The sequence below is a fragment of the Salinispora mooreana genome, from assembly GCF_000379065.1.
GTDB classification, from domain to species: domain Bacteria; phylum Actinomycetota; class Actinomycetes; order Mycobacteriales; family Micromonosporaceae; genus Micromonospora; species Micromonospora mooreana.
Genome location: NZ_KB900614.1, coordinates 1,942,081 through 1,967,217 on the forward strand (window position 1 = coordinate 1,942,081; position 25,137 = coordinate 1,967,217).

A 25,137-nucleotide genomic window follows, 5' to 3' on the forward strand; every position below is an offset into this window, starting at 1 on the left:
GGGACGACGGCATAGATCACCGCCAGCCAACGTGAATCATCCACCATAATCGACAATAGTCAGTCGCCTTACTGCACAGCGAAGAACAGTCGCGAAGTAGACCAGGACAGCTCTGGGCTCGCGGTCACGAGCAGGACGCTCTCCGCGCCGTCCACCACCGGATCGGCCGCCGGCTGGTAGGGGACGCTCCGCAGGTTCCCGTCGGTGTTTCCGTACACGATCTTGCCGTTCACCCAGGCCATACCCCGCAGCGTTGACCAGTCGATCCCGGTGGTGGGCAGCGTGAACTCGGTGGCACCGAGGTAGTTCCCGTCCGTCTCGAAGTACCGGTAGTGGAGGGCGTCGGAGTCGGCCCGGGTGTAGTGGAGGCGCCCGTCGAGGAAGAAGGCGCCGGTCAGCTCCGCCGCATCGAACCAGTCGTTGTAGCCGGACGACTCCCACGGGACACCGATCACGCCCCCGGGAAGCATCGAGATGTCGATCCGGCTGCCCGTCGGGGTACCGGCGACGGTGTGTGCCCAGTAGATCCGGTCACTCATTCCCCAGGTCGCCCCGGCACCGGTGTAGTTCGGCTGGCTGACCGTGGTCGGTGCGCCGATGCCGGTGCCGTCGAACGGAACCCGGGTCAGCTCCCCCTCCCCGGTGCCCAGGTAGAGATTGCCGCTGGTCGCGGTTGACGGGTTCTTCGGGGTGATCGTCCGACCACCGGCGCGGGGGAACATCCCGAGCCGGCCGTGGTACTCGCCCCCCATGCCGTCGGAGTTGTGCCCGAAGTACAGCCCGTCGTCGCCTCGCCAGAGCACCGGCACGGCGGAGCCCCACGGACTGGTGCCGGCGGGTAGCGACGAGCCGCCGCTACGACGCGGATTCCAGTTCACCGGCATCCCGGTGGCCGGGGTGACCGCGGCGATACCAAGCCGGTCAATGGCGCCGTCGCCGGCGCTGTCGTGTCCGTTCGGATTGTTCAACCAGCGAAAGTGCCCACCGAGGTAGATGACGTTGTCGACCACCTCGACCGAGGTGATGGTGTCCCGACCGGTGTAGTTCACCCAGGTGCCGAGTTGACCGTCGCCGCGGGCCGCGGTCTCGAAGCGCACGAGCGCGTCACAGTATCCCGCCGGCCAGCCCGATCCGCCGTTGGTACCGACGACGAACCAGCCGCCGTCACCGCCGAACCGGACATCCTGCACGTAGGAGAAGGCCGGCCGTCCTTCGCACGGCGCCACGAACTTCTCCGTGCTCCAGTCGTGGACGCTCGGCGTACCGGAGAGGTCAACGAGCGCCAACTGGTTCCGCGACAGGCCGTTGACATCGGTGAAGTTGCCGCCCGCTACCAACGTCTGCCCGTCCGGGGAGACGTCGATGGTCCAGACGTACGAACTGGTGCCGGCTCGTCCCGCCGTGGCGTTGACGGCAAAGGTCGGGTCGATCGCTCCCGTGCTGACGTGCAGTCGAGCGAGCCCGGCGTGCGGGGTGCCGTTCACCCAGTTGAAGGCGCCCGCCAGGTAGAGCCAGTCACCGTGCAGCGCCATGTCCCGCACGGTGCCGCCGTCGGAGCGGCCCACCCAGCCGTCGACGGTGGCGCCGGTGCTCGGGTCGAGCGCCACCAGGTTCCTCCGGGACACCCCGTTGGCGTTCCGGAAGGCCCCGCCGACGATCAGCGTGTCGTTCGGGCCGGCGACCAGCGAGTTCACCGCACCGTCGAGCTCCGGCAGGAAGGTCGTCGAGATCGCCCCGGTGACCTTGTCGTAGCCGAACAGGTAGCGCTGGCTGACCCACGCCGCAGTCGGGTCCTCCCGGACCTGGGTGAAGGTGCCCCCCACGTACACCGTCGAGCCGATGTGCGCGAAGGCCCGGGTCTCGCCGTCGCGGGCGTGCGGTGTCTGGTCAACCGGATCGCCCGACACCAGGACCTGTGTCTCGGGCACCGGCGGGACGGTGGCGGAGGCCGCGGATGGTGCGAGCAATGCGGCGGCGACGGCTATCGAGCACATCACGGCCGTCCGAACAGGGCGACCCGAAATCCGCCGACGACGCAAGAACCCAGCCACGCCAGACCTCCACAGGGTGAGAACTCGCGTAGCGTGCCTCGCCCGACCCCCTCAGCGATATCCACCGATTGGTCGGCACTTGCCCCGCTGGCCCCAGCCCCGGCCGCTCCGACGGCGCCCCGGCCTCCCCGGCTCGTGGCACGCCACTGCCGGTTCGCCCCATTGGCACGCGACGAGTCGCCGCAGCGGGGTCAGCCCGCCCGAGCCGCGGTGAGCGCGGCGGCCATCGCCGCACGCGGCGCCGGCACCCCGGTGAACTGCTCGAACTGGCCGACCGCCTGGGCCAGCAGCAGATCGAGACCGGAGCAGACCCGGCAGCCGGCGGTCTGCGCGGCGGACGCGAGCGGGGTCGGCCAGGGGTCGTAAAGGGCGTCGAAGAGCACAGTGGTGGGCCGCCAGGCCACCGCCGGGGCTAATGGGTCGGCGGCCCCGGCCGGCACGGTCGAGATCACCACGTCGGCGGTGCAGGCCGCAACAGCGTCGGCCCAGGGAACTCCGGTCAGCGACACGCCCGCCGCCGCGGCCACCGGGCGCAGGTCGGCGATCGCGGCCTTCCGCCGCGCCACCACGGTCACCGTCCGGGCGCACAGCGCCGCCGCCGCGGCCACCGCCGCCCGGGCGGTACCGCCGGCACCGAGTACCGTCAGCGTCGACCCCGGGCGAACCCCGGCCGCGGTCAGCACCTCCACCATTCCGGCGACATCGGTGTTGTCCGCGTGCCAGGAGCCGTCCGGCCGGCGGACCAGGGTGTTGGCCGCGCCGACAGTGACCGCGACCGGCGACGCCGTCGCGGCGACCGCGAGCGCCGTCTCCTTGCCCGGCATGGTGACCGAGAGCCCCGCCCACTCCGGGCCCAGACCGGCGACCAGGGCCGGCAGCCGCGCCTGGGCACACTCGAGGCGGGTATACGACCAGTCGTCCAGGCCGACTGCGGCGTAGCCGGCGTTGTGGATCACCGGGGAGAGGGAGTGCGCGATCGGGGCGCCGACCACCGCCGCCCGCACGCGCTCAGATGACACCCGCCTCCCTCGCCTTGGCCTCGTTGCGCAGCTGTTCCTCGTAGGTCTCCGAGAAGGCGGACTCCCCCTCCTTGTTGATCGCGACGAAGTAGAGCCACTTTCCCGGCGGCGGGTCCATGGCACCTTCCATCGCCAGCTGGCCCGGATTGTTGATCGGCGTGGGGATCAGACCCTCGAGCTGACGGCTGTACGGGCTCTCCGTGTCCAGCAGCTCATCCTGGGTCATCTCGGCCGAGGTCTTGGTCTCTTGGCCGGTCAACTCCAGGTAGTAGTTGATCGTGACGTCCATCTGCAGGCAGTTGCACTGGAAGTCGCCGTAGACCCGGTTGTAGGCGACCCGGGCAACCTTGCCGAGGTCCTCCGGAGTGCCCGCCTCGGCCTGGGCGAGCGACGCGACGATCAGCGCCTCGTACGGTGCGATCTGCCGTTCGTTCTGCACCCGGTCGACGAACTCCAGTTCCTCGGCGACGGTGAGGAATCGCTCCACCATCAGCGCGAGAATCGACTCAGCCGTAGGTTCCGCGGGAAGCTCGTAGGTGTCGGGGAAGAGGAAACCCTCGATCGACGGCTCGACCGTCCGGTCATCCGTCCGCGTGAACCACCACTCCGGGACACCGAGCGCGAGCGGATCCTTCGCCGCCGCCTCGAACTCCTTCGCGGGGATGTCGGTCTCCTCGGCGAGCAGCTTGTAGATGTTCTTCGCGGTCCGCCCCTCGGGCACAGTGATCCCGTTCACGACCCGATTCTTCGGGTCCAGCATCGCGGCCACGGCATACTCGCCACTCATCTGCTTACGCAACTCGTACTGGCCGGGCTGGATGTTCCGGCTCTGGCTGTTCTCCTCCGCCGCGTTGACGAAAGCCTTGGTGCTCTTGATCACCCCGGCCTCGTAGAGCGTGACCGCGATGGCGGCGATCGGAGCGCCCTCCGGGATCTCGACCGTCACCGCCTCGGTCCCGGAACCGTTATAGTCTGGCGTGCCGAGAAGACCCTGAATCCGTTCGAAACCGTAGTAGGCGCCACCACCGAGGCCGCCGAGTAGAGTCAGGGTCAGCAGGAGGGCCAGCACGGTCTTGCCGCGCCCACCGCCAGAGCCGCGGCCGCCGCCAGAGCCGCGCTCTCGCTCGCGCTGACGCTTACGCACGTAGCCGCGCCGATGCCGGCCCTTCTCCCCCCGATCCGCATCGAACTCGGGGTCCAGATCCTCGATCATTGCATCCGCCTCCGCTGCGCATCGAGCCAGCTCTGCAGGATTTCCACCGCGGCCGCCTGGTCCACCACCGCCCGCTGCCGCCGCCCCCGAACGCCACGCTCCGCAAGCCTACGACTAGCCACCACCGTTGACATCCGCTCGTCGGCGAGCGTCACCGGCACAGGCGAAATCACCTCGACCAGACGGCCGACATACGCCTGCACGTGTACGGCGGCGGGGCCCTGCCGACCGGCGAGATTCACCGGAAGGCCGACCACCACCTCGACCGCCTCGTGTTCGGTCACCAACGCGGCCAGCTCGGCCATATCGCTGGGGACCGCCTCCGGCGCGGCGGTGCGATCCCGAGCGAGGGTGACCAGCGGGGTAGCCAGGACGCCGTGCGGATCGGATCGAGCCACGCCGACCCGGACCTGTCCGACATCCACCCCGAGGCGTACGCCCCGGGACCACTGCGCCACGAATGGTCACCTCCCTGGGAGAACGAGCGGGCGGCACCTCCGGCACCGGGCATCCCCCGGCACATTACGCCCCGGCGATGGCATTCTCGACCGTGCGGAGCAGCCCCGGCGCCTCGGCCGCCGGAAGACCGCCCCCCTGGGCCAGCTCGGGGCTGCCCCCACCTCGACCGGCGAAGGCTACCTTGACCAGATCCGCCGCCGACAGCCCCTGACTCCGGGCGGCTGGGTTGACCGCCACCACCAGCGAAGCCTTGCCGTTTGCCCGGGCCGCCACCGCGACCACCGCCGGACGCGCCGGATCGATCCGGCTACGGATCTCCTGCGCGAGGGTCCGCACATCATTGCCGGCCGCGCCCTCGGGCGCTTCGGTCCCGACGTACGCCACCCCACGCACCTCGCTCGCCTGGGCGGCGAGGGCCGCCGCGCCACCGAGCACCAGCTGCGCGCGCAGCTTCTCCAGCTCCTTCTCGGCGTCGCGCAGCTGGGTGACGGTCTGCTCCACCCGCTCCGCAACCTGGTCGGATGGGACCCGGTACAGCTCGGCGAGGCGGGCCACGAGCAGGTGCTCGCGGGCAAGGAAGTTGAACGCGTCGATCCCCACCAGCGCCTCGACCCGGCGAACCCCGGACCCGATCGACGACTCGGAAAGAATCTTCACCAGGCCGAGCTGGCCGGAACGGCCCACGTGGGTACCACCGCACAGCTCTCGCGCGTAGTCGCCGACCTCGACGACTCGCACCTGCTCGCCGTACTTCTCGCCGAAGAGCGCCATCGCACCGATCCGCCGCGCCTCGGCCAGCGAGGTGACGAACGCACGCACCTCCAGGTCCGCCAGGAGCGCCTCGTTGACCTGCTGTTCCACATCCCGCAGCACACTCGGCGCCACCCCGGTCGGGGTGTTGAAGTCAAACCGGAGCCGCCCCGGTGCGTTCAGCGAACCGGCCTGGGTGGCGGACTCACCGAGGAAGTTGCGCATGGTCTGGTGCACGAGGTGGGTTGCGGTGTGCGACCGGGAGATCGCCCGCCGGCGATCAGTGTCAATCTCGGCGAAGCCGGTCTCGCCCACCCGCACCTCGCCCCGCAGCACCCGGGCCCGGTGGACGATCAACCCCGGCACCGGCTGCTGCACGTCGAGGACCTCCACCTGGCCCCCACCGACGGTGATCACGCCGAGATCCGGCTGCTGACCACCACCCTCGGCGTAGAACGGGGTGGTGTCGAGTACCAGCTCGACCGTCTCGCCCTCCACCGCCGCGGCGTGCGGGCTGGCCGCGCCGAGCACCGCCCGCACCGTCGACTCGCGGGAGACCTCCTGGTAGCCGGTGAAGGTAACCGGGCCACCCTCGTCCAGCACCATCCGGTACGCGGAGAGGTCCACGTGCCCCGTCTTCCGGGCCTGCGCGTCGGCCTTCGCCCGAGCCCGCTGGTCGGCCATCAGCCGACGGAAGCCCTCGGCGTCGACCTGTAGGCCCTGCTCGCTGGCGATCTCCAGGGTCAGGTCGATCGGGAAGCCATACGTGTCGTGTAGCTGAAACGCCTTCGCGCCGGAGATCGCCCGCCCACCCGCGGTGCGGGTCTCGGCGATGGCCGTGTCCAGGATCGTGGTGCCGGCGCGCAGCGTGGACAGGAACGCGTCCTCCTCCGCGTACGCGTAGTCGGCGATCCGGCCGAAGTCCGTCGCCAGCTCCGGGTACGAGGCAGCCATGCAGTCGCGGGCCACCGGCAGTAACTCGGGCATCGCCCGTTCCTGCCAGCCCAGCAGCCGGACCGAACGGATCGCCCGACGCATGATGCGGCGCAGCACGTAGCCCCGCCCCTCATTACTCGGGGTCACCCCGTCCCCGATCAGCATCAGTGCGGTGCGGACGTGGTCGGCGACGACCCGCAACCGGACATCGTCCGGGTGCGACTCACTGGCGACCTGACCGGAGTGCGCGCCGTACCGCTTGCCGGTCAGCTCGGCGGCCTTGGCCAGGATCGGCCGCACCTCGTCGATCTCGTAGAGGTTGTCCACGCCCTGGAGGATGGAGGCCATCCGCTCCAGGCCCATTCCGGTGTCGATGTTCTTGGCCGGTAGGTCGCCGAGGATCGGATAGTCCTCCTTGCCGGCACCCGGCCCCCGCTCGAACTGCATGAAGACGAGGTTCCAGAACTCCACGTAGCGGTCCTCGTCAACCGCCGGGCCGCCCTCCGGGCCGTACGCGGGGCCGCGGTCGTAGAACAGCTCGGAGCACGGCCCGCACGGGCCGGGGATGCCCATCGACCAGAAGTTGTCGGCCTTGCCGCGACGCACGATCCGATCCGCCGGCACCCCGACCGACCGCCAGATCTGGAACGCCTCGTCGTCGTTGTGGTAGACCGTCGGCCAGATCCGCTCCGGGTCGAGCCCGAGCCCCCCGGCCTCCACCGGCTTGGTGGACAGGTCCCAGGCCAGCCGGATCGCCTCGTCCTTGAAGTAGTCCCCGAATGAGAAGTTGCCGTTCATCTGGAAGAACGTGCCGTGCCGGCTGGTCTTGCCCACCTCGTCGATATCCGGCGTACGGAGGCACTTCTGCACGCTGACAGCCCGCTTGTAGGGCGCGGTCTGCTGCCCCAGGAAGTAGGGGACGAACTGCATCATGCCAGCGGCGACGAACAGCAGGTTCGGGTCGCTGATGGCGGGCAGCGGAGCGGACGGCACCACGGTGTGACCGTTCGCCTCGAAGTGCGCGAGGTACCGCCGCCTGATCTCCGCCGTCTTCATCGCTGGTGCTCCTCCGGGAAAGTCTCTCGGTCGCCGGTGCGCGGATATCCCCGCAGGTCGGCGACGGTGTCGTCGAACGCCTCGCCGCGGGCGAAGGCCTCGTGAATCTCCTGCTCGCGCTCGGCCATTCCGATCCGGACGTCCGACACGAAGCTACGTACCGACTCGGCCAGGCCGCCAGCGGATTCGGACAGCCCGCCGGCGATCCCGGCCGGCGTGTAGGCCTGGGCCGTCCGGGCGGCCTTGCGGACCACCAGCACGCCCACGGCCAGCCCGACGCCCAGCCAGAACAACCGCCTCATGACCTTCCCCCTCCTACGTGCCCCGGCGCTGCTCAGCGGCGACCGCGCCGACGGTCTCGCTGTTGTTGCTTGATGGTGTCCCGCACCTCACGTTCGGTATCCGCATGCCGGCGGGCGGCCGTGGCCCGACGCACGCCGTAGCCGAAGGCGGCCACCTTGACCAGCGGGCTCGCGGCGGCGGCGGAGACGATCGTGGCGAGGTTGGCGACGTTGGCAGTGATGTTCTGCGCGTGGTTGGTCATGGTATCGACCTTGGCGAGCTGGAGATTCACCCCATCCAACGAGGTCTGCACCTGATCCAACGCGGTGTTGACATTCTTCACCGTGGTATTGACCTCGCTGAGCAGCGGCGCGGTACGGTCATTGACGTCGTTGATCATCCGAGTGGCCGCGTCAACCGTGTGCCGCAGCCGCAGGATCGGCAGCACCAGGATCAACACCAACATCGCGAACGCGATCGCCGCGATCAGCGCCGCGACTTCTCCAAGGTCCACGCCTGTCCTCCTCAAGCCGAATCAGCGGGCACCGGACGTCTCGCAGCAAGCCGCCGTCGTCCCCCACGTCCGTGCCGCGCGCCCCGGCCACTGGTCGGCCGGAGGCAGGCGGGCCTGCCAGCCCAGACCCTACCGTCCGTGATGGAGACCGCCTCAGGATGGTGAGGGGGTCAGTTCACCGAGCGGATCCTCCGACAAGGTCGGGAACGGATCCTCGCCGGTGAGCGACGGGTCGGTGCTCGGCTGCGGTCGCGTCCGGTCGTCGTCGATGGCGTTCCGCACCTTCACCGAGACCAACGAGCCGGTGCACTCCGCCGCCTGGGTTGATGGGTCCGGGGACGGCACGAGCGCCGGCTCGCCGTCGACTGGTGGCGGCACACAGGCTGGCTCGCGTACCCACAGATCGAGGGTCAGCTCATCGCGTCGCCAGCAGGTGTAGCTACCCTTCCCCGGTTGCTCGGGGCAACGGTCGACCTGCCACGGCCGCCAGCCATCCCCCCGCAGCGACGCCTCGTAGACCTGGACAGTCTCCTCTGGAGAACGTTCCGAGGCCACGGTGCGCTCGCGGAGTCGACAGTCCAGCAGACACCAGCGGCTGCCACTGACATCGTCCACCGTCTCGACCGCTGCCCAGCTGGGAACCGCCAGCCGGTCGAGGGTGTCGAAGACCGGGTCGCGACTGAGCGTCTGCAGCCCGAAGACGGCCGGAACAACACCGAGCAGCACGATGATGGCCAGCGCCAGGGCTCCGGTCCGGAGCCGCTGCTGCGGTTGCCGGCGCAGGTACGACCGGGCTCCACCGGGTCCGTCCGGTGCGGCGGTGTCGACCGCGGGGGGTTCTGCCCGGCCGTGCGGCGGCCCCTCCGGCGCGGCGTCCGGCGATGCTGGCGGGACGCCCGGGGGCGTGGCCCGGGCCGGCTCTCGAGGTGGCGGCAGCGCGCGACCCGACGGTCGCTCGTCCACGCTGGGACGGGGGCCGACGGGCCGCGCCGTCCCGGCCGCGGGTCGCGGACCAACTGGCGGATCGCCGGGCCGGGCGGCGCCGGGCGGGGCCGTCATCCCGGGTGGACCGTCCGGGATGACGGCGGGTCGGGCCACTCCGGGTGGAGGAGCGCCGCCCACGGGCGGAGTCGGCGGGCTGGCCCGCCGCGGGGCAACCGTGCCCGGCGGCGGCCCGGCGGCGGCCCGTGGCGGCGGCTGATCCGGACGGCCCGGACGGACAAGGCCTGGGCCGGGCGGGGGCGGCTCACCGATCGCGCCGCTCGCGGCAGCGGACGGGCGGGGCCGCTCGGCAGCCGGTCCAGCGGGCGGATGCGGCCGCGCGGGGCTAGCCGCTCCCGGGTGCGGACCGGCGGGGCCGGGTCGCACTCGCCCGGTGGCGGGACCACCCCGGGACGGTTCGGGTCCAGAACGCGAACCGTCAGCGGGTACCCGGCCGCCGACGGGCGGCGCGCTACGCGGGGCTACCGGCGAGCCCGGGGGAACCGCCGGTTGATTGAGGGAACGCAGCGTGGGGTCGGTCTGGTGGGGAGTACGGCCGGCCTGCCGCAGCCAGTCCGCGGGCCGCTTCGGTCGAGCTAGCCGCCCCTCGCTGGTGGTCGGGTCGGCGCTGTCGGTTCGCGGGCTCGGGATGTCGGTGTTCACCGTGGGAGTGGCCCGCCCCGGGCCGCCCTCGGGGGCGGACGGGCGGCCACGCGGTACGACGGTGTCCTCCTCCGGCGTCTCCCGTCGGCCATGCCGGGCGACACCACCGGACGGTGGGGCAGCACGGTGGCTGGGTGACCTGCCGCCCTCTGGCGCACGGTGTCCGCCCGCGGCGGGAGGAATCCCGCCGGTCGGATCGTCGCCGGCCCGGCCTGGGGCCGCCGGCGGGGCGCCCGGAGCGCCCGTCGGCTCACCGGCGCCATGTCGTCCGCCCTGGCGTGCCGATGGGGCGAGGCCCGGCTGGGGCACCGCGGGGGCCGGCGGACGGGCCGCCGCCGGGCGGCCACGGCCGACCGGCTCGGCGGTCGGCGGCCCGGGCGGGCCACCGCGCCCGTGCGGCCGGGGGGCTGAGGGGCCAGGAGGAGCGGAGGGCCCGGAAGGAGCGGGCGGCCCCACCGGTGGGACGGAAGGCACCGGCGGGGCCGGCTCCACGGCGCCGGGCCGCCGGCCAGCGTCGGGGCGCGGACCGGGCGCTTCGGGCTCGTCTCGCCGCACGGGCGGTGTAGCCCCAGTGCCGCTCGGACCCGGGTCGGCACCGGGGCGCTGCGGCGGCGTGGACGGGCCGGGCCCGCCCTCCGGACCCAACTCCGCCCGCTGCGCCTTCGCCGTACGCAGGTCGTCGATCCAGCCGAACTCCTCGCCGGTGACCGGCTCCTCGGCCGCGGCCTCGGCCTTCCCCCGTCCCCAGCGGCGCCCCTTGCGCCGCCGGTCGGCGCTCTCCTCGGGCTGGTCCGCCCCTCGCGACTTCACTGCTGCCCCTCCTCAGTGGCGTCCACGCCACCCTCGTACGCCCCATCGTCACCCGGTCTTTCGGGTTGGCGGCCGTTGCCCGCCCCGGCGCCGCAGGGCGCCGCCGGCCGGCGGTCAGCCGTCGGCGCCGACCGGCGAATGATCCGGCGCAGCAGCGGCAGTCGATCAGCGACAGCTCGCTCGGCCCCGTGCTGGCTGGGCCGGTAGTAGTCGGTGCCGACGAGGTCATCGGGCACGTACTGCTGATTGACCACACCCCGCTGGTCGTCGTGGGGATAGCGGTAGCCGGTGCCGTGGCCGAGCCCCTTGGCGCCGGAGTAGTGCGCGTCCCGCAGCCCGCGCGGCACCGCCCCGCCCCGGCCAGCCCGGACATCGGCGAGGGCTGCCCCGATAGCGGTGGTCGCCGAGTTCGACTTCGGCGCCGTGGTCAGGTGGATCACCGCCTGGGCGAGGTTGAGCTGGGCCTCCGGCAGGCCGACGTACTCCACTGCGTGGGCGGCGGCGGTGGCCACGCCGAGCGCACCCGGGTCGGCCATGCCGACGTCCTCGCTGGCGAAGATGACCATCCGTCGGGCAATGAACCGCGGGTCCTCGCCGGCGACCAGCATCCGGGCCAGCCAGTGCAGCGCCGCGTCCACGTCGGAGCCACGCATGCTCTTGATGAAGGCGCTGGTCACGTCGTAGTGACTGTCGCCGTCGCGGTCGTAGCGGACGGCGGCGCTGTCCACCGCCTGCTCGGCGGTGGCCAGGTCGATGCGGCTGGCGCCGACCGCGGTGGCGGAGGCGGCCGCGGCCTCCAGGGCGGTGAGCGCCTTGCGAACGTCACCGGCAGCGAGCCGGACCAGATGCTCCTCGGCGTCGGGGGCGAGGGCGGGCGCGCCGCCCAGGCCGCGTCCGTCGGCGACCGCACGGCGGAGCAGGCTGCGCACCGCGTCGTCATCCAGCGGCTGCAGGGTGAGGAGCACACACCGGGACAACAGCGGCGAGATGACGGAGAAGTATGGATTCTCGGTCGTCGCCGCCAGCAGCGTGACGGTCCGGTCCTCGACCGCGGCGAGGAGTGAATCCTGCTGGGTCTTGCTGAACCGATGCACCTCGTCAATAAAGAGCACGGTCTGCGGGCCACCGGTGCGGCGCTGCCGGCGGGCGGCCTCGATGACGGCACGGACGTCCTTCACCCCGGCGTTCAGCGCCGACATCGCCACGAAACGACGATCGGTCGCCCCAGCCACCAGGTGCGCGATGGTGGTCTTCCCACTGCCCGGCGGGCCCCAGAGGATCACCGACATCGGCGCGGCCCCGGAGACGAGTTGGTGTAACGGAGCGCCGGGGGCACGCAGGTGGTCCTGGCCGATCAGCTCGTCGAGCCCGGTCGGACGCATCCGGACGGCCAGCGGCGCATCCTGACCGACCGGTGTGAACCCAGCCATGCCGGTAGTACCCGCGGGCACAACAGCCGCGGCGGCGGGCTCTCCGAAGGAGAAGAGGGCGTCGGGATCCATCACGGGAACAGTACCGGGCGCGGCCGGGGTCAACAGAATCAGCGCCGCCGGGCGGAGCTGACCTTCCCTTCGGTGCCACCGGCCGCGTGGTGCGGTCGGTGGCACCGCCATCAACGCCGAGCCGTGCCCGCGCCGGTGGTCGGGTCACCAGCGCGGGCCGGGGGGACGCCGGGCGCTCCGCTGACCGGTGCCGAGCCCTCGGGCTGGGTCGCCGGGGGCGCGGGCGAGGCGGCGGCCGTCGGCGTACCGACCGAACCATCGCGGCTCGCCCGCCAGGCGGGCAGGTACAGCGGCGCGGCGATCGCGAGCACCACCGCGCCGGCCAGCATCGCGACGCTGACGCCGGCCCGGTCCGCGACCAGGCCGAGCACGATCCCCCCGGCGGCGCCCGCGGGCATGGCCACCATCGAGTTCAGGGAGACCACACTGGTCCGGTACGGCCCGTCGACCTGCCGGTGCACCAGCCCCATGTGCAACGGGTTCGAGGCGCCGTGCACGACGTAGCACACGACGAAGGCGATCAGCACGCCGACCGGACCGGCGAGCAGCGCCATCCCGACCACGGTGACGCCCTGCGCGATCCGCAGCAGCGCCGCGGCGGGCGCGGCGCCCAGCCACCGGGTGAGCAGCGGGGTCGCCGCCGCGCCACCGGCATTCGCGAGCCAGGCCACCATGGTTGCCGGACCGAGCAGCGCCCCGGCTCGATCCGAGTCACCGAGCACCTCGGCGAGCCGAACCGGCAGGAGAGCTTCGAAAGTGACCATGCCGAAGCCCCAGAAGAGCTCGACCGAGAGCAGGGCGAGCAGCACCCGGGAGCGGCGCACCAGCCCCATCGCCTGGCCGACCATCCGGGGGGCCTCCGCGATCGACTCGCGGAGTGCCGACGACCCGGCGGTGGGACGACGCTCGCGCATCAGGGCGAGGAGTGCCACCAGCCCGACGACCTGCAACACCACGATGGCCACGATCGGCATGGTCAACGCAGTGAACGGGCCGACCGGGCCGAACGCGACCAGCGCGCCGCTGAGCAGGGCACCGACCGCCATGGCGACGCCGAGCGCCGTCCCGCCCTGGCTCAGGCCGCGCTCGTACTCGGCATCGGGATCGGCGGCGAGGGTGCTGTCCACGAACCAGGACTCGAGCGGGCCGCTGTCCAGCGCCCGATAGACCCCCTGCAACGCCCACACCGCCACCAGGAGGGCGAACGAGTCGGCCACGACGAAGAGCGCCATGGAGACGAGGTTGACCACCGCGGCGAGCACCAGCACCGGCCGGCGGCCCACGGCGTCGGCGAGCCCGGCGGTCGGCAACTCGAGCGCGAGGACGAGGACACCCTGGGCGGCGAAGGCCATGCCGATCTCGGTGAGGGTGAGGCCCCGCTCCTGCATCAGCAGGACGAAGACCGGGACCAGCAGGCCGACCGGCAGCCAGCGCAGGCCGAGCAGGATGAGGTAGCGGTGGCGGACCTGTCGGACCGAGAGGGTGGCCATCACGCCTCCTTCGGCAGCGGGTAGGCGGCGAGGTAGACCTGAACCTGCTCGGCGCCGGGCTCCGGCGGGTCGGCCGCGGCGCGGTACCGCTCCAGGACCTGCCAGAGTTCGTCGTTGAGCGCCTTCAGCCGGTCCACCGGGAGGGTCAGGAAGGCGTCGCCCATCCCGAAGGCGTCCCGCCACTCCGACGACCACTGGCTCTGGGCCGCGTACCACCGCTGCGCCTGCTCCGTCAGCAGGCGCACCTGGTGACCCTGGATCCACTCCAGGGCGGCGCGGGCGTCCGGATCGTCGTCGAAGTCGGTGGGCTCGAAGTCGGTGATCTCGTGCACGGCCCGCCACCAGCGTTGCCGGCCGGCACCCCGGTCGGAGTCCTCGGCGACCAGCCCCACATCGGCGAGCTGACGCAGGTGGTAGCTGGTGGCACCGGTGTTGGTGTCGAGCTGTTCGGCCAGCATGGTGGCGGTCGCCGGGCCCTGCACCCGCAGCGCCCCGAGGAGCCGGATCCGCAGTGGGTGCGCCAGCACCCGCACCTGCCGGTGGTCGATGTGCACCGCGCGCGGGGTGGGCCCGGCCCGTTCCCGGTCATCAGTCATACGTGCACACTATCTTTGCATGGATACTGTGCACAACTTTTATGCACAGAAGTTGTGCAACATCGTCGGATGCGACCGGCCCACACCACGCCGGCCGCGGTGCGCGGAACACGGCAGTGGCGGCCCGGCACAAGCCGAGCCGCCACTGGAATGGCCAACGAGGGGCGTCAGGTGGGGTCGGCCACCGGAGCGGCCGGGCCGGCGGTGCCGGCCTGCGCCCGCGCCTCGGGCTTGGGCCGGGCGTCCACGCCCGCCTCCAGGCGCTGCGCCGCGGTGATCGGGGTCGGCGCGGCGGTCAACGGGTCAAACCCGCCACGGGTCTTCGGGAAGGCGATGACCTCACGGATCGAGTCGGCGCCGGCGAGCAGCATGCAGACCCGGTCCCAACCGAAGGCGATACCGCCGTGCGGCGGCGCGCCGTACTTGAACGCCTCCAGCAGGAAGCCGAACTTGTCCTGCGCCTGCTCGGGCGTGATGCCGAGCAACTCGAAGACCCGCTGCTGCACGTCGTTGCGGTGGATACGGATCGAGCCGCCGCCGATCTCGTTTCCGTTGCAGACGATGTCGTACGCGTAGGCGAGAGCCCGGTCCGGCGCCTCCTCGAAGCGGTCCACCCACTCGGCGTTCGGCGCGGTGAACGGATGATGCACCGCGGTCCAGCCGCCCGCTGCGCCCTCCTCGCGGTCGGTGACCCGCTCGAACATCGGCGCGTCAACCACCCAGCAGAACGCCCAGGCGCTCTCGTCAATCAGCTTCGCCCGGCGGGCGATCTCCACCCGGGCCGCGCCGAGCAGTTCCTGAGCCGCCCGGCTCTCCGCGCCGGCGGCGAAGAAGATCGCGTCGCCGGGCTTCGCGCCGACGGCGTCGGCCAGACCCGCCAGGTGCTCGGTGGAGAGGTTCTTGGCGACCGGGCCCCGTGCCTCACCCGTCTCGGCGTCGAGCACCACGTACGCCAGGCCCTTCGCACCCCGCGCCCTGGCCCAGTCCTGCCAGCCGTCCAGCTCCTTACGGGACTGCGCCGCACCGCCGGGCATCACGACCGCACCGACGTAGCCGCCCGCCTCGATCGCGCCGGCGAAGACCCGGAACCGGGTGCCGCGCAGGTAGTCGGTCAGCTCGGTCAACTCCACGCCGTAACGCAGGTCCGGCTTGTCCGAACCGTACCGGGCCATGGCCTCGTGCCAGGTGATCCGTGGGATCGGCCGAGTGATCTGGTGGCCGGCCAGTTCCCGCCACAGCCGGGACACGATCGCCTCGCCGAGGTCGATCACGTCGTCCTCGGTGACGAAGGACATCTCGATGTCCAGCTGGGTGAACTCCGGCTGCCGGTCGGCGCGGAAGTCCTCGTCCCGGTAGCAGCGGGCGATCTGGTAGTACCGCTCCATCCCGCCCACCATGAGCAGCTGCTTGAACAACTGCGGCGACTGGGGCAGCGCGTACCAGGTGCCGGGCTGCAGCCGGACCGGCACCAGGAAGTCCCGGGCCCCCTCCGGCGTCGAGCGGGTCAACGTCGGAGTCTCGATCTCCAGGAAGTCCCGCTCGTGCAGCACCGTGCGAGCGATCTGGTTGGCCGCGGAACGCAGCCGCAGGGCGCTGGCCGGACCGCTGCGGCGCAGATCCAGATACCGGTAGCGCAGCCGGACGTCGTCACCGGCCTCGACCTGGTCGTCCACCGGCAGCGGCAGGGGCGCCGCCTCGGAGAGCACCTCCAGTTCCTCCGCCGTCACCTCGACCTCGCCGGTGGCCAGTTCCGGGTTCTCGTTGCCCTCGGGACGGCGGGTCACCTCGCCGGTGACCCGGACGCAGTACTCGTTGCGCAGCACGTGGGCGTCCTCCTCGCGGAGGACGACCTGGGCCACCCCGGAACCGTCCCGCAGGTCGACAAAGATGACACCGCCGTGGTCGCGCCGGCGGGCCACCCAGCCGGCGAGCGTCACCGTGGTGCCGGCGTCCGTCGCGCGCAGGCTTCCGGCGTCATGGGTACGGATCACGGCGTGCGTCTCCCTCGTCTGCGAATGAATCTGCCCAGCATTGTCGCCGGGCCGCCCCGGGGCCGCATCCTCGTTTCCAGCCTGTTCCGGGGCAGAATGTCCCTGCCCCGGCATTCTGTCAGGGCTGCCGCACCGGCGGTTGCCGGGTGCGCGGAAGGCGGGTCTGCCGCGCCCCGGGCCGTCAGCTCCGGGCCGCCTGCCGGGCGCGCCGGGCGTCGCGCTTCTCCTCGAATCGGGACGCGGCGAGCTCCAGGCCATCGAGGTGGGCCGCGATGTCGTCCCGGGCCGCCTCGCCGTCCGCGTTCAGGCCCGACACCTCGAAGATGTCCCACTGCCGCAGCACCGGCAGCACCACCTCGTCCCGGTGCTGGCGCAGGTCGTAGATGCCGGCCAGGGCGATCGCGACAGACTTCCGGGCGAACCCCTCGATGCCGTTGCCCGGCATCTGGAACTCGGCCAGTACGTCGGCCACCGCCCGCATCGTCTGGCTGGGCGCCAGCTCGAAGGAGGCGGCGAGCAGGTTTCGGTAGAAGAGCATGTGCAGGTTCTCGTCGGTGGCGATCCGCGCCAGCAGCGCCTCGCAGAGCGGATCCCCGGTGGCCCGACCGGTGTTGCGGTGCGCGATCCGGGTCGCCAACTCCTGGAACGACACGTATGCGAGCGAGTGCAGCATCTCCTCGTCGTGCGCGTTGCGGTAGCCGGCCGACATGTGCGCCATCCGGGCCCGTTCCAGGGCCACCGGGTCGACCGCCCGGGTCACCGTCAGATAGTCCCGAATCGCCGTGCCGTGCCGCGCCTCCTCGGCCGTCCACCGGTGCACCCAGGTCCCCCACGCCCCGTCCCGACCAAAGAGCGTGGCGATCTGGTGGTGGTACGAGGGCAGGTTGTCCTCGGTGAGCAGGTTGACGATCAACGCGGTACGGGCGACCTCGGGCAGCCGCGAGTCGGCCGAGGTCCACGCCTGCCCACCGAGCGGACCGTCGAAGGTCCGCCCCTCGCTCCAGGGCACGTACTCGTGCGGAAACCACTCCTTCGCGATCGACAGGTGCCGGTCGAGGTTCTTCTCCACGACGACTTCCAGCTCGTGCAGGAGTGCGGTCTGACTGAGGACGCTCATGCGGGTCTCCCTACGGCGGCGTAACTTACGCCACCGTAGGTCCGATCGTCGGTACGCGCCAGTAGCATCCCAGGCGCGCCCCGACACAACGCCTTCCTGCCGAAACACCCACCCCTCGACCGAAGGGAGGGCTGGCGGTCGCATGAGCTCAGCTCACCACCGGCCGCAGGTCCGCCGCGGGTGGCTGCCACACCTCGGCCCGTGCCGACACCTGCGCACCGGTACGGATGTCCTTGACCTCGTCCGCACCCTCGTCCGTGCCGGGGAACCACACATACGGGATGCCCCGCCGCTCGGCGTAGCGGATCTGCTTGCCGAACTTCGCCGCGCTCGGCGCGACCTCGGTGCAGATGCCCCGGGCCCGCAGCGCCTCGGCGACCCGGTTACTCACCGCCCGCTGCGCCTCGCTGGTCACCGCCACCACCACGCAGGTGGGGACCGGGCGGGAAATGGTCAACTCCCCGGCACCGAAGAGCAGGCCGAGCAGCCGGGTCACGCCGATCGAGAGGCCCACTCCCGGGAAGGCGACGGCACCGGCGCTGGCCAGGTTGTCGTACCGGCCGCCGGAGCAGATCGAACCAAACCGCTCGTACCCGACCAGCTGCGTCTCGTAGACGGTCCCGGTGTAGTAGTCCAGGCCGCGGGCGATGCGCAGATCGGCGACGCAGAGGCCGGGGGCGTGCTCGGCGGCGGTCTGCATCACCTGGACCAGCTCCGCGAGACCCTCGTCGAGCAGCGGGTGACTGACCCCGAGCGCAGTCACCGCGTCGGCGAACGACGCGTCCGGCGCCGAGATCTCGGCCAGCGCCAGCACCGCCTTCGCCTGCGCCTCGGTCGCCCCGGCCGTGGCGGCCAGGAGGTCGGCCACCCGGGCCGGGCCGATCTTGTCCAGCTTGTCGACCGCGCGCAGCGCCGCCTCCGGGTCGGTGATTCCCACCCCCCGGTAGAAGCCCTCGCAGATCTTGCGGTTGTTGACCTGGATCCGCACCGGCGGAATCGGCAGCGAGCGCAGCGCGTCCCCGATCACCAGCGGCATCTCGGCCTCGTGGTGCGGCGCCAGCGTGTCCCGGTCAATGATGTCGATGTCCGCCTGCAGGAACTCCCGGTAGCGGCCCTCCTGCGGTCGCTCGCCCCGCCACACCTTCTGGATCTGGTAGCGGCGGAACGGGAACTGGAGCTTGCCGGCGTTCTCCAGCACGTACCGGGCGAACGGCACGGTCAGGTCGAAGTGCAGGCCGAGCGCGTCGTCGCCGGCCGGTCCGTCGGGGTCGGCCTGCAGCCGCCGGAGCAGGTAGACCTCCTTGGAGGTCTCCCCCTTGCGCAACAGCTGGTCGAGCGGCTCGACCGCGCGGGTCTCCAGTGGGGCGAACCCGTACCGCTCGAAGGTGTCCCGGATCCGCTCCAGGACATACTGCTCGATCATCCGCTGGGCGGGCGTCCACTCCGGAAAGCCGGAGATCGGCGTGGGCTTACTCATGGTGCTCCGTTCGCGAACCCCGCACGGTCCGCGCGGGGAAGAGGATGCGGCGACTACAGGCCGCGGGCAGGGGCCGCCGGTCGCGCCTGCTCGCCCGCCACCTCAAGGAGGTACGGGTTGGCGGCGCGTTCCTGGCCGATCGTCGTGGCGGGACCGTGACCGGGCAGCACGACCGTGTCATCCGCCAGCGGGAGGATCTTGCTCCGCAGGCTGGCGAGCATCGTCGGATGGCTGCCGCCCGGCAGGTCGGTACGGCCGATCGAACCGGCGAAGAGCACGTCACCGGAGAGGCAGAGCTCGTCCGCCTCCCAACGGGAGCCCGCGCCGGGCAACCGGAAGAGCACCGACCCACCGGTATGGCCCGGGGCATGGTCAACGGTGATCTCCAGCCCGGCGAGGTCGAGGGTGGCACCGTCGGCCAGTTCAGCGACGTCCTCCGGCTCGGTGTACGGCAGCCGGCCGCCGAAGAGCCCGGCCAGGTCGGCCGAGAGCCCTTTCGCCGGGTCGGCGAGGAGTTCCCGGTCGGCCGGGTGAACGTACGCGGTGACCCCACGCGCACCACAGACCGGCGCGACGGAGAAGGTGTGGTCGAGGTGGCCGTGAGTCAACAGGACGGCGGCCGGATGCAGCCGGTGCTCGGCCAGCAGGGCGTCGAGTCGGTCGAGCACCCCGATGCCGGGATCGACCACCACACACTGCTCCCCCGGCGCCGTCGCGACCACATAGCAGTTGGTGCCGAAGGCGTCCGCGGGAAAACCGGCCACGAGCACGACGGCTCCCCTTCCCTCGAAGTGTCAGGTCGTCTGCTGAGCCTAGTCGCCGAAGCAACCGATCTCGCACGGTGCAGCACGGTCCGCGAGTCACCACCGCGCCACCTCGTACACGACAATCCCCGCCACTGGCCGTACACTCTTGCGGGCGTGTGGCATGGCACACCTGACCAACGGTCGGGCCGCCCGTCACGGAACCAGGGTAGAGGAAGGGGAGCGCGGGTGGCCTCCAGCAGGGATCGGCAGCGCAAGCTGGCGCGGGCAAAACTCGACCGACAGCTGGCCCGGCGGGCCGCTCGGGCCCGCCGCCGACGGCAGGTGCAGGCCGGGGTGGGCGTCGCAGTCGTCCTCGCCCTGATCGTGGCCGGCTCCGCCTGGGCGCTGGGCGCCTTCGATCAGGAGCCGGTCGAGGACGCCGCGGCCCAGGAGATCTGCTTCTGGAACCCGGAGGACGCCAGCGCCAACACCAACCTGACCGACGTCGGCACACCGGCCACCACCGGGCTGCCGACCGAGGGGGTCCGGACGATGACGGTCGTCACGAACCAGGGCGCCCCGGTCACCGCCGAGCTGGACACCGCCGCCACCCCGTGCGCCGTGGCGAGCATCTCCCACCTGGCGGCGAACTCCTTCTACGACAACACGAAGTGCCACGAAATCACCACCGAGGGTGCAGTGCGCTGCGGCGACCCGAGCGGCACCGGACTGGGCGGACCCGCCTACTCCTTCTATGACGAAAACGTTCCCACCCCGACGGATGCCCCGGCGAGCCCGGCAGACGCGTCAGCCACCCCGGCGGAGGCCTCGGCCAGCCCCGCGCCCGACCAGCCCGCGACCTACCCGAAGGGCACGGTCGCGACGGTCGGCAACAGGCCCGGCGCCAACGGAAGTCAGTTCCTGATCTTCTTCAAGGACTTCACCACCGCCGACCCGGCGTACACGGTCATTGGCCGCGTCACCGGTGGCCTGGATACGGTCGAGAAGATCGGTGCGCTACCGACCGTGGAGAATGCGGGCGGGGCGAAGGTCAAGCCGAAGGACGACGACGTGGTCATCCAGAGCCTGACGGTCACCGAGCCGGCGACGACGCCGACCGCCACCACGTCGGCCACCCCGGCGGTCGAGTCGAGCGCCGGCTGACCGATCCAGCCACACCCACACCGTGCAGGAGGATCCAGGCGTGATGTCCACCAGTGAGCGGCAACGCGCGGCGGCCCGCGCTCGGCTCGAGAAGGAGATGGCCGAGCGGACCGCGCGGGCTCGTCGGCGTCGACAGACCCAGGCGATCGCCGGGGCGAGCGCGGCTCTCCTCCTGGTGGTCGCCGGCACCGTCTGGCTGGTGTCGAGCCTCGGCGACGACTCGGCGACCGACCCGACCACCACCGCCGGCGCCACCGAGTGCGTCTTCACCGAGATCCCCGCCGACCAGCGGACCCCACAGATCAAGGACGTCGGCCTGCCGAGCACCCCGCAGCCGAACACCGGCACCCAGACCCTCACCATCGACACGAACCTCGGGCCGATAACGGCCAAGGTCGACCGGTCCCAGACACCGTGCACCAGCGCCAGCTTCACCCACCTGGCCGAGCAGAACTTCTTCGACAACACCAAGTGCCACCGCCTCGTCACCGAAGGAATCAAGGTGCTCCAGTGCGGTGACCCGAGCGCGACCGGCGACGGCTGGCGGGAGACCGACGGCACCGGCGGGCCGAGCTTCCGGTTGGCCGAGGAGAACCTGCCTACGGACAAGCGGCCCCCGTACCCGGAGGGCGTTATCGCGATGGCCAACTCCGGCGCACCCGGAAGCACCGGCAGCCAGTTCTTCATCGTCTACGGCGACTCGCCGCTCCCCCCGAACTACACCGTCCTCGGCACGGTCACCGGTGGGCTGGACATCGTCAAGGAGGTCGCGGCGGCCGGCGACGACGCGGCCTACGCACAGCAGGCCGGCGGTGGACACCCGAAGAAGGAGGTCACCATCACCGACCTCACGATGAGCGCACCACAGGGCTGACGCGCCAGCGAGAGACCACGACGCGCCCCCGGCTCCGGCCGGGGGCGCTCGTGCGTGCTGATACTCAGGAGCCGGAGGTAACCCGGTAGGCGTCGAAGACGCCGTCAACCTTGCGCACCGCGGCCAACAGATGCCCCAGATGCTTGGGGTCGGCCATCTCGAAGCTGAACCGGCTCACCGCCACCCGGTCCCGCGTGGTCGTCACGGTCGCCGAGAGGATGTTGACCCGCTCGTCGGAGAGCACCAGGGACACGTCGGTGAGCAGCTTGTGCCGGTCGAGCGCCTCGACCTGGATGGCGACGAGGAAGGTCGACGCGCTGGTGAGCTTCCAGCCCACCTCCACGACCCGCTCCCCCTGCGCCTTGAGGTCCTCGGCGTTGGCGCAGTCGTCCCGGTGCACGCTCACCCCGCCGGAGCGGGTGACAAACCCGAACACCGAATCCGGCGGGACCGGGGTGCAGCAGCGGGCCAGCTTGATCCACACATCGCTGACGCCCCGGACGACGACACCCGGATCGTTGCTGCTGGCCCGACTCCGCGGCGGGCGAGTGGCCACCGCGGTCTCGGCGATGTCCTCGACCGCGCCCTCCTCACCGCCGTAGGAGGCCATCAGCTTCTGCACCACCGACTGGGCGGAGACGTGACTGTCGCCGACCGCCGCGTAGAGCGAGGCGACATCGGCCAGGTGCAGATCCCGGGCGATCGCCATCAGGTTGTCGGAGCTGAGCATCCGTTGTAGCGGCATGCCCTGCTTGCGCATCGCCTTGACGATCGCGTCCTTGCCGGCCTCGATCGCCTCCTCGCGCCGCTCCTTGTTGAAGTACTGCCGGATCTTCGTGCGCGCCCGCGGGCTCTTGACGAACCCGAGCCAGTCCTTGGTCGGGCCGGCCGTCTCCGACTTCGAGGTGAAGATCTCGATCACATCGCCGTTGGAGAGCGTCGACTCCAACGGCACCAACTTGCCGTTGACCCGCGCCCCGATGCACTTGTGCCCCACCTCGGTGTGCACCGCGTACGCGAAGTCCACCGGCGTTGACCCCGTCGGCAGCGGAAAGACGTCACCCTTCGGGGTGAAGACGTACACCTCCTGGCTGGACAGGTCGAAGCGCAGCGCGTCCAGGAACTCGCTCGGGTCGGCCGCCTCCCGCTGCCAGTCCAGCAGCTGCCGCAGCCAGGTCATCTCATCGATGTGCGCCGGCGGGCCCACGATCTGGGTGCCCTTGTGCTCCTTGTACTTCCAGTGCGCGGCGATACCGAACTCGGCGGTACGGTGCATCGCGTACGTGCGGATCTGCATCTCCACCGGCTTGCCGGTGGGCCCGATCACCGTCGTGTGCAACGACTGGTACATGTTGAACTTCGGCATCGCGATGTAGTCCTTGAACCGGCCCGGCACCGGCTGCCAGTTCGCGTGAATCACACCCAACGCCGCGTAGCAGTCCCGCACCGTGTCGACCAGGATCCGTACGCCCACCAGGTCGTAGATGTCGTTGAAGTCCCGCCCCCGCACGATCATCTTCTGATAGATCGCGTACAGGTGCTTCGGCCGACCGGTCACCTCCGCCCTGATCTTGGCAGACTTCAGGTCGGTGCCGACCTTCCTGGTCACCTGCCGCAGCAGCGCCTCCCGCTGCGGCTGGTGCTCCCCGATCAGTCGGTTGATCTCCTCGTACCGCTTCGGGAAGAGGGTGCCGAAGGCCAGATCCTCCAGCTCCCACTTGATCGTGTTCATACCCAGGCGATGTGCCAGGGGAGCCAGGATCTCCAGCGTCTCCTTGGCCTTCTGCTCCTGCTTCGGCCGCGGCAGGAAGATCAGGGTACGCATGTTGTGGAGCCGGTCGGCCAGCTTGATCACCAGGACCCGTGGGTCCTTCGCCATGGCGACGACCATCTTGCGGATCGTCTCCGCCTTCGCCGCGTCGCCCAGCTTGACCTTGTCGAGCTTGGTCACCCCGTCAACCAGCAACGCCACCTCGCCACCGAAGTCGGCCCGCATCTGGTCAAGCGTGTACTCGGTGTCCTCGATCGTGTCGTGCAGCAGCGCCGCGACCAGCGTGGTGGTGTCCATGCCCAGATTGGCCAGGATGGTGGCCACCGCGAGCGGATGGGTGATGTAGGGGTCGCCGGACTTACGGTACTGACCGGAGTGCCAGCGAGCCGCCGTGTCGAAAGCGCGTTGCAACAGCCGGGCGTCGGCCTTCGGGTGGTTCTCCCGGTGACTTGAGATCAGTGGTTCCAGCACCTCGCTGACCTGCGAGGACTGCCAGGGCGCGTTGAACCGGGCCAGGCGGGCCCGCACCCGGCGCCCGGTCGGCGCGCTGGAGAGCGCGAATCCGCCGCCGGGAACGGTCTCGGGCACCAGGTCGCCCCGCTTCGGAACGACCGCCTCCTCGCTCCCCGCGTCCGGACCGGTGCGGAGGGCGCCGGTTGCTCCGGCGCCGCTACCGGGACCAACCCCGGGACGGGAGCCACCACTGCGGTCGGTCACCGAGCCGTCGCCTGTCGGGTGCACCGTGTCCTCCACCGGAGGGGCGACATCGTGAGACACCGTCCTCCTCACCGCTCGCCGGACGCGCCGGCCAGGCGGCCGACGTCGGATTCAACCGGCCGCACTGGCCGGCGTTATCGATCCAACCGGCCGCATGGCCGGTGTGGCCCGCCGACCTTCGGCCGCCGGTTCCTCGCCACCGGACGAATCGACGCGCCCGGTTAGCAACTGGCAATGCTACCCGCACTCACGGTGCGCCGCCGTCTCGCCGACCCGGGCCGCACCGGGTCATCCGCCCGACCACAGCGATCAAACGGTCAGCAGGGCATGGACCGGGCGCGGCGCCAACCGCTCGCGACCGCCGAGGAAACCCAACTCCAGCAGGACCGTGAAGCCCGCCACCGTACCGCCGGCCCGCTCGACCAGGTCGAGGGTCGCCTCGGCGGTGCCCCCCGTGGCGAGTACGTCGTCCACCACCAGAACCCGGTGCCCGGCCGTGAACGCGTCCTGGTGCACCTCCAGGGTGGCCTCACCGTATTCCAGCGCGTACGACGCCGAGTAGGCCACCCGGGGCAGCTTGCCCGCCTTGCGCACCGGCACCACCCCGACACCGGCGGCGTACGCGATCGCTGCCGCGACCACGAACCCACGGGCCTCGATCCCCACCACGGTGTCGAACGAGTCTCGCCCGTGGTGGCGCACGATGCCGTCAATGACCTCGCGAAAGGTGTCGCCGTCGGCGAAGAGCGGCATCAGGTCCTTGAACATGACCCCGGGCTTCGGGAAATCCGGTACGTCCAGCACCCGGCTGGCCACCAGTTCGGCCATCGCCCGGCCGCTGTCCCCCCGTACCCCGGTGGTGTGGGTCTCTGTCACGCAGCTCCGCTCCCTCGTTCCGACGACGGCGTCCTCCACGCTGCTCGCACAGCCTGAAGGACGCCGTCGTTCCGTTCCATCG

19 protein-coding genes are annotated in these 25,137 nt (G+C 71.2%); 2 read left to right on the top strand and 17 right to left on the bottom strand.

Going from position 1 to position 25,137, the window contains the following annotated elements:
• Positions 1-68 precede the first annotated feature (68 nt).
• The 15 genes from SALPAC6_RS0109330 to SALPAC6_RS0109400 all read right to left on the bottom strand — a co-directional run bounded on the left by SALPAC6_RS0109330 (position 69) and on the right by SALPAC6_RS0109400 (position 19,677).
• Entirely contained in the window at positions 69-1,994 is a 1,926-nt protein-coding gene (locus tag SALPAC6_RS0109330) for a hypothetical protein (RefSeq protein WP_018253152.1), read from the bottom strand.
• A 248-nt stretch (positions 1,995-2,242) separates the two neighbouring features.
• Positions 2,243-3,070, bottom strand: a complete 828-nt coding sequence (locus tag SALPAC6_RS0109335; protein ID WP_026189476.1) for a shikimate dehydrogenase — start codon at positions 3,068-3,070, stop codon at positions 2,243-2,245.
• Positions 3,060-4,283 (bottom strand): endolytic transglycosylase MltG, encoded by a 1,224-nt coding sequence (mltG, locus tag SALPAC6_RS0109340; protein ID WP_018253154.1) that lies wholly within the window; start codon positions 4,281-4,283, stop codon positions 3,060-3,062. Before mltG ends, SALPAC6_RS0109335 begins: the two co-directional genes overlap by 11 nt.
• Positions 4,280-4,741, bottom strand: a complete 462-nt coding sequence (gene ruvX / locus SALPAC6_RS0109345; RefSeq protein WP_018253155.1) for a Holliday junction resolvase RuvX — start codon at positions 4,739-4,741, stop codon at positions 4,280-4,282. Before ruvX ends, mltG begins: the two co-directional genes overlap by 4 nt.
• Before the next feature lie 64 nt (positions 4,742-4,805).
• Positions 4,806-7,484, bottom strand: a complete 2,679-nt coding sequence (alaS, locus tag SALPAC6_RS0109350; RefSeq protein ID WP_018253156.1) for an alanine--tRNA ligase — start codon at positions 7,482-7,484, stop codon at positions 4,806-4,808.
• Positions 7,481-7,786 carry a hypothetical protein gene (locus SALPAC6_RS0109355; protein ID WP_018253157.1) on the bottom strand — a complete coding sequence of 102 codons (306 nt, stop codon included), beginning with the start codon at positions 7,784-7,786 and terminating at the stop codon, positions 7,481-7,483. The genes alaS and SALPAC6_RS0109355 overlap by 4 nt, the downstream gene beginning before the upstream one ends.
• Positions 7,787-7,818: 32 nt before the next feature.
• Positions 7,819-8,280, bottom strand: a complete 462-nt coding sequence (locus tag SALPAC6_RS0109360) for a DUF948 domain-containing protein (protein ID WP_018253158.1) — start codon at positions 8,278-8,280, stop codon at positions 7,819-7,821.
• Positions 8,281-8,433: 153 nt separating this feature from the next.
• A complete protein-coding gene (locus SALPAC6_RS0109365; RefSeq protein WP_018253159.1) occupies positions 8,434-9,243 on the bottom strand; it encodes a hypothetical protein in 810 nt (269 codons plus the stop codon).
• A gap of 1,487 nt (positions 9,244-10,730) precedes the next feature.
• Positions 10,731-12,236, bottom strand: a complete 1,506-nt coding sequence (locus tag SALPAC6_RS0109370) for a replication-associated recombination protein A (RefSeq protein ID WP_026189477.1) — start codon at positions 12,234-12,236, stop codon at positions 10,731-10,733.
• Between the two features lie 110 nt (positions 12,237-12,346).
• Positions 12,347-13,726 (bottom strand): MFS transporter, encoded by a 1,380-nt coding sequence (locus tag SALPAC6_RS0109375; protein WP_018253161.1) that lies wholly within the window; start codon positions 13,724-13,726, stop codon positions 12,347-12,349.
• On the bottom strand, positions 13,726-14,322 hold the full coding sequence (locus SALPAC6_RS0109380) for an ArsR/SmtB family transcription factor (RefSeq protein ID WP_018253162.1): 597 nt from the start codon (positions 14,320-14,322) through the stop codon (positions 13,726-13,728). The genes SALPAC6_RS0109375 and SALPAC6_RS0109380 overlap by 1 nt, the downstream gene beginning before the upstream one ends.
• Before the next feature lie 167 nt (positions 14,323-14,489).
• Complete coding sequence (gene aspS, locus SALPAC6_RS0109385; RefSeq protein WP_018253163.1) at positions 14,490-16,313, bottom strand: aspartate--tRNA ligase; 1,824 nt, start codon at positions 16,311-16,313, stop codon at positions 14,490-14,492.
• A 181-nt stretch (positions 16,314-16,494) separates the two neighbouring features.
• Positions 16,495-17,430: an acyl-ACP desaturase gene (locus tag SALPAC6_RS0109390; RefSeq protein WP_018253164.1), complete on the bottom strand. Its 936-nt coding sequence runs from the start codon at positions 17,428-17,430 to the stop codon at positions 16,495-16,497.
• Positions 17,431-17,578: 148 nt separating this feature from the next.
• Positions 17,579-18,907, bottom strand: coding sequence for a histidine--tRNA ligase (gene hisS, locus SALPAC6_RS0109395; protein WP_018253165.1), 1,329 nt, complete (start codon positions 18,905-18,907; stop codon positions 17,579-17,581).
• A gap of 53 nt (positions 18,908-18,960) precedes the next feature.
• Complete coding sequence (locus SALPAC6_RS0109400; RefSeq protein ID WP_018253166.1) at positions 18,961-19,677, bottom strand: MBL fold metallo-hydrolase; 717 nt, start codon at positions 19,675-19,677, stop codon at positions 18,961-18,963.
• Between the two features lie 222 nt (positions 19,678-19,899).
• On the opposite strand from SALPAC6_RS0109400, the gene SALPAC6_RS0109405 reads away from it, so the two are divergent.
• Positions 19,900-20,817 (top strand): peptidylprolyl isomerase, encoded by a 918-nt coding sequence (locus SALPAC6_RS0109405; RefSeq protein WP_018253167.1) that lies wholly within the window; start codon positions 19,900-19,902, stop codon positions 20,815-20,817.
• A gap of 43 nt (positions 20,818-20,860) precedes the next feature.
• Entirely contained in the window at positions 20,861-21,691 is an 831-nt protein-coding gene (locus tag SALPAC6_RS0109410) for a peptidylprolyl isomerase (RefSeq protein ID WP_018253168.1), read from the top strand.
• A 64-nt stretch (positions 21,692-21,755) separates the two neighbouring features.
• Here the strand turns inward: SALPAC6_RS0109410 and SALPAC6_RS0109415 are convergent, their stop codons facing one another.
• Both SALPAC6_RS0109415 and SALPAC6_RS0109420 read right to left on the bottom strand, forming a co-directional pair.
• Positions 21,756-24,215 carry a RelA/SpoT family protein gene (locus tag SALPAC6_RS0109415; RefSeq protein WP_018253169.1) on the bottom strand — a complete coding sequence of 820 codons (2,460 nt, stop codon included), beginning with the start codon at positions 24,213-24,215 and terminating at the stop codon, positions 21,756-21,758.
• Positions 24,216-24,488: 273 nt separating this feature from the next.
• Positions 24,489-25,055: an adenine phosphoribosyltransferase gene (locus SALPAC6_RS0109420; RefSeq protein ID WP_018253170.1), complete on the bottom strand. Its 567-nt coding sequence runs from the start codon at positions 25,053-25,055 to the stop codon at positions 24,489-24,491.
• Positions 25,056-25,137: the final 82 nt, after the last annotated feature.

Excerpts from the sequence above, each read along its gene's own strand:
- SALPAC6_RS0109355 (WP_018253157.1), bottom strand. The coding sequence starts at position 7,786 with ATGAGGCGGTTGTTCTGGCTGGGCGTCGGGCTGGCCGTGGGCGTGCTG.
- mltG (WP_018253154.1), bottom strand. The coding sequence starts at position 4,283 with ATGATCGAGGATCTGGACCCCGAGTTCGATGCGGATCGGGGGGAGAAG.
- SALPAC6_RS0109375 (WP_018253161.1), bottom strand. The coding sequence starts at position 13,726 with ATGGCCACCCTCTCGGTCCGACAGGTCCGCCACCGCTACCTCATCCTG.
- SALPAC6_RS0109380 (WP_018253162.1), bottom strand. The coding sequence starts at position 14,322 with ATGACTGATGACCGGGAACGGGCCGGGCCCACCCCGCGCGCGGTGCAC.
- SALPAC6_RS0109390 (WP_018253164.1), bottom strand. The coding sequence starts at position 17,430 with ATGAGCGTCCTCAGTCAGACCGCACTCCTGCACGAGCTGGAAGTCGTC.
- SALPAC6_RS0109370 (WP_026189477.1), bottom strand. The coding sequence starts at position 12,236 with ATGGATCCCGACGCCCTCTTCTCCTTCGGAGAGCCCGCCGCCGCGGCT.
- SALPAC6_RS0109330 (WP_018253152.1), bottom strand. The coding sequence starts at position 1,994 with ATGTGCTCGATAGCCGTCGCCGCCGCATTGCTCGCACCATCCGCGGCC.
- SALPAC6_RS0109410 (WP_018253168.1), top strand. The coding sequence starts at position 20,861 with ATGTCCACCAGTGAGCGGCAACGCGCGGCGGCCCGCGCTCGGCTCGAG.
- alaS (WP_018253156.1), bottom strand. The coding sequence starts at position 7,484 with ATGAAGACGGCGGAGATCAGGCGGCGGTACCTCGCGCACTTCGAGGCG.
- hisS (WP_018253165.1), bottom strand. The coding sequence starts at position 18,907 with ATGAGTAAGCCCACGCCGATCTCCGGCTTTCCGGAGTGGACGCCCGCC.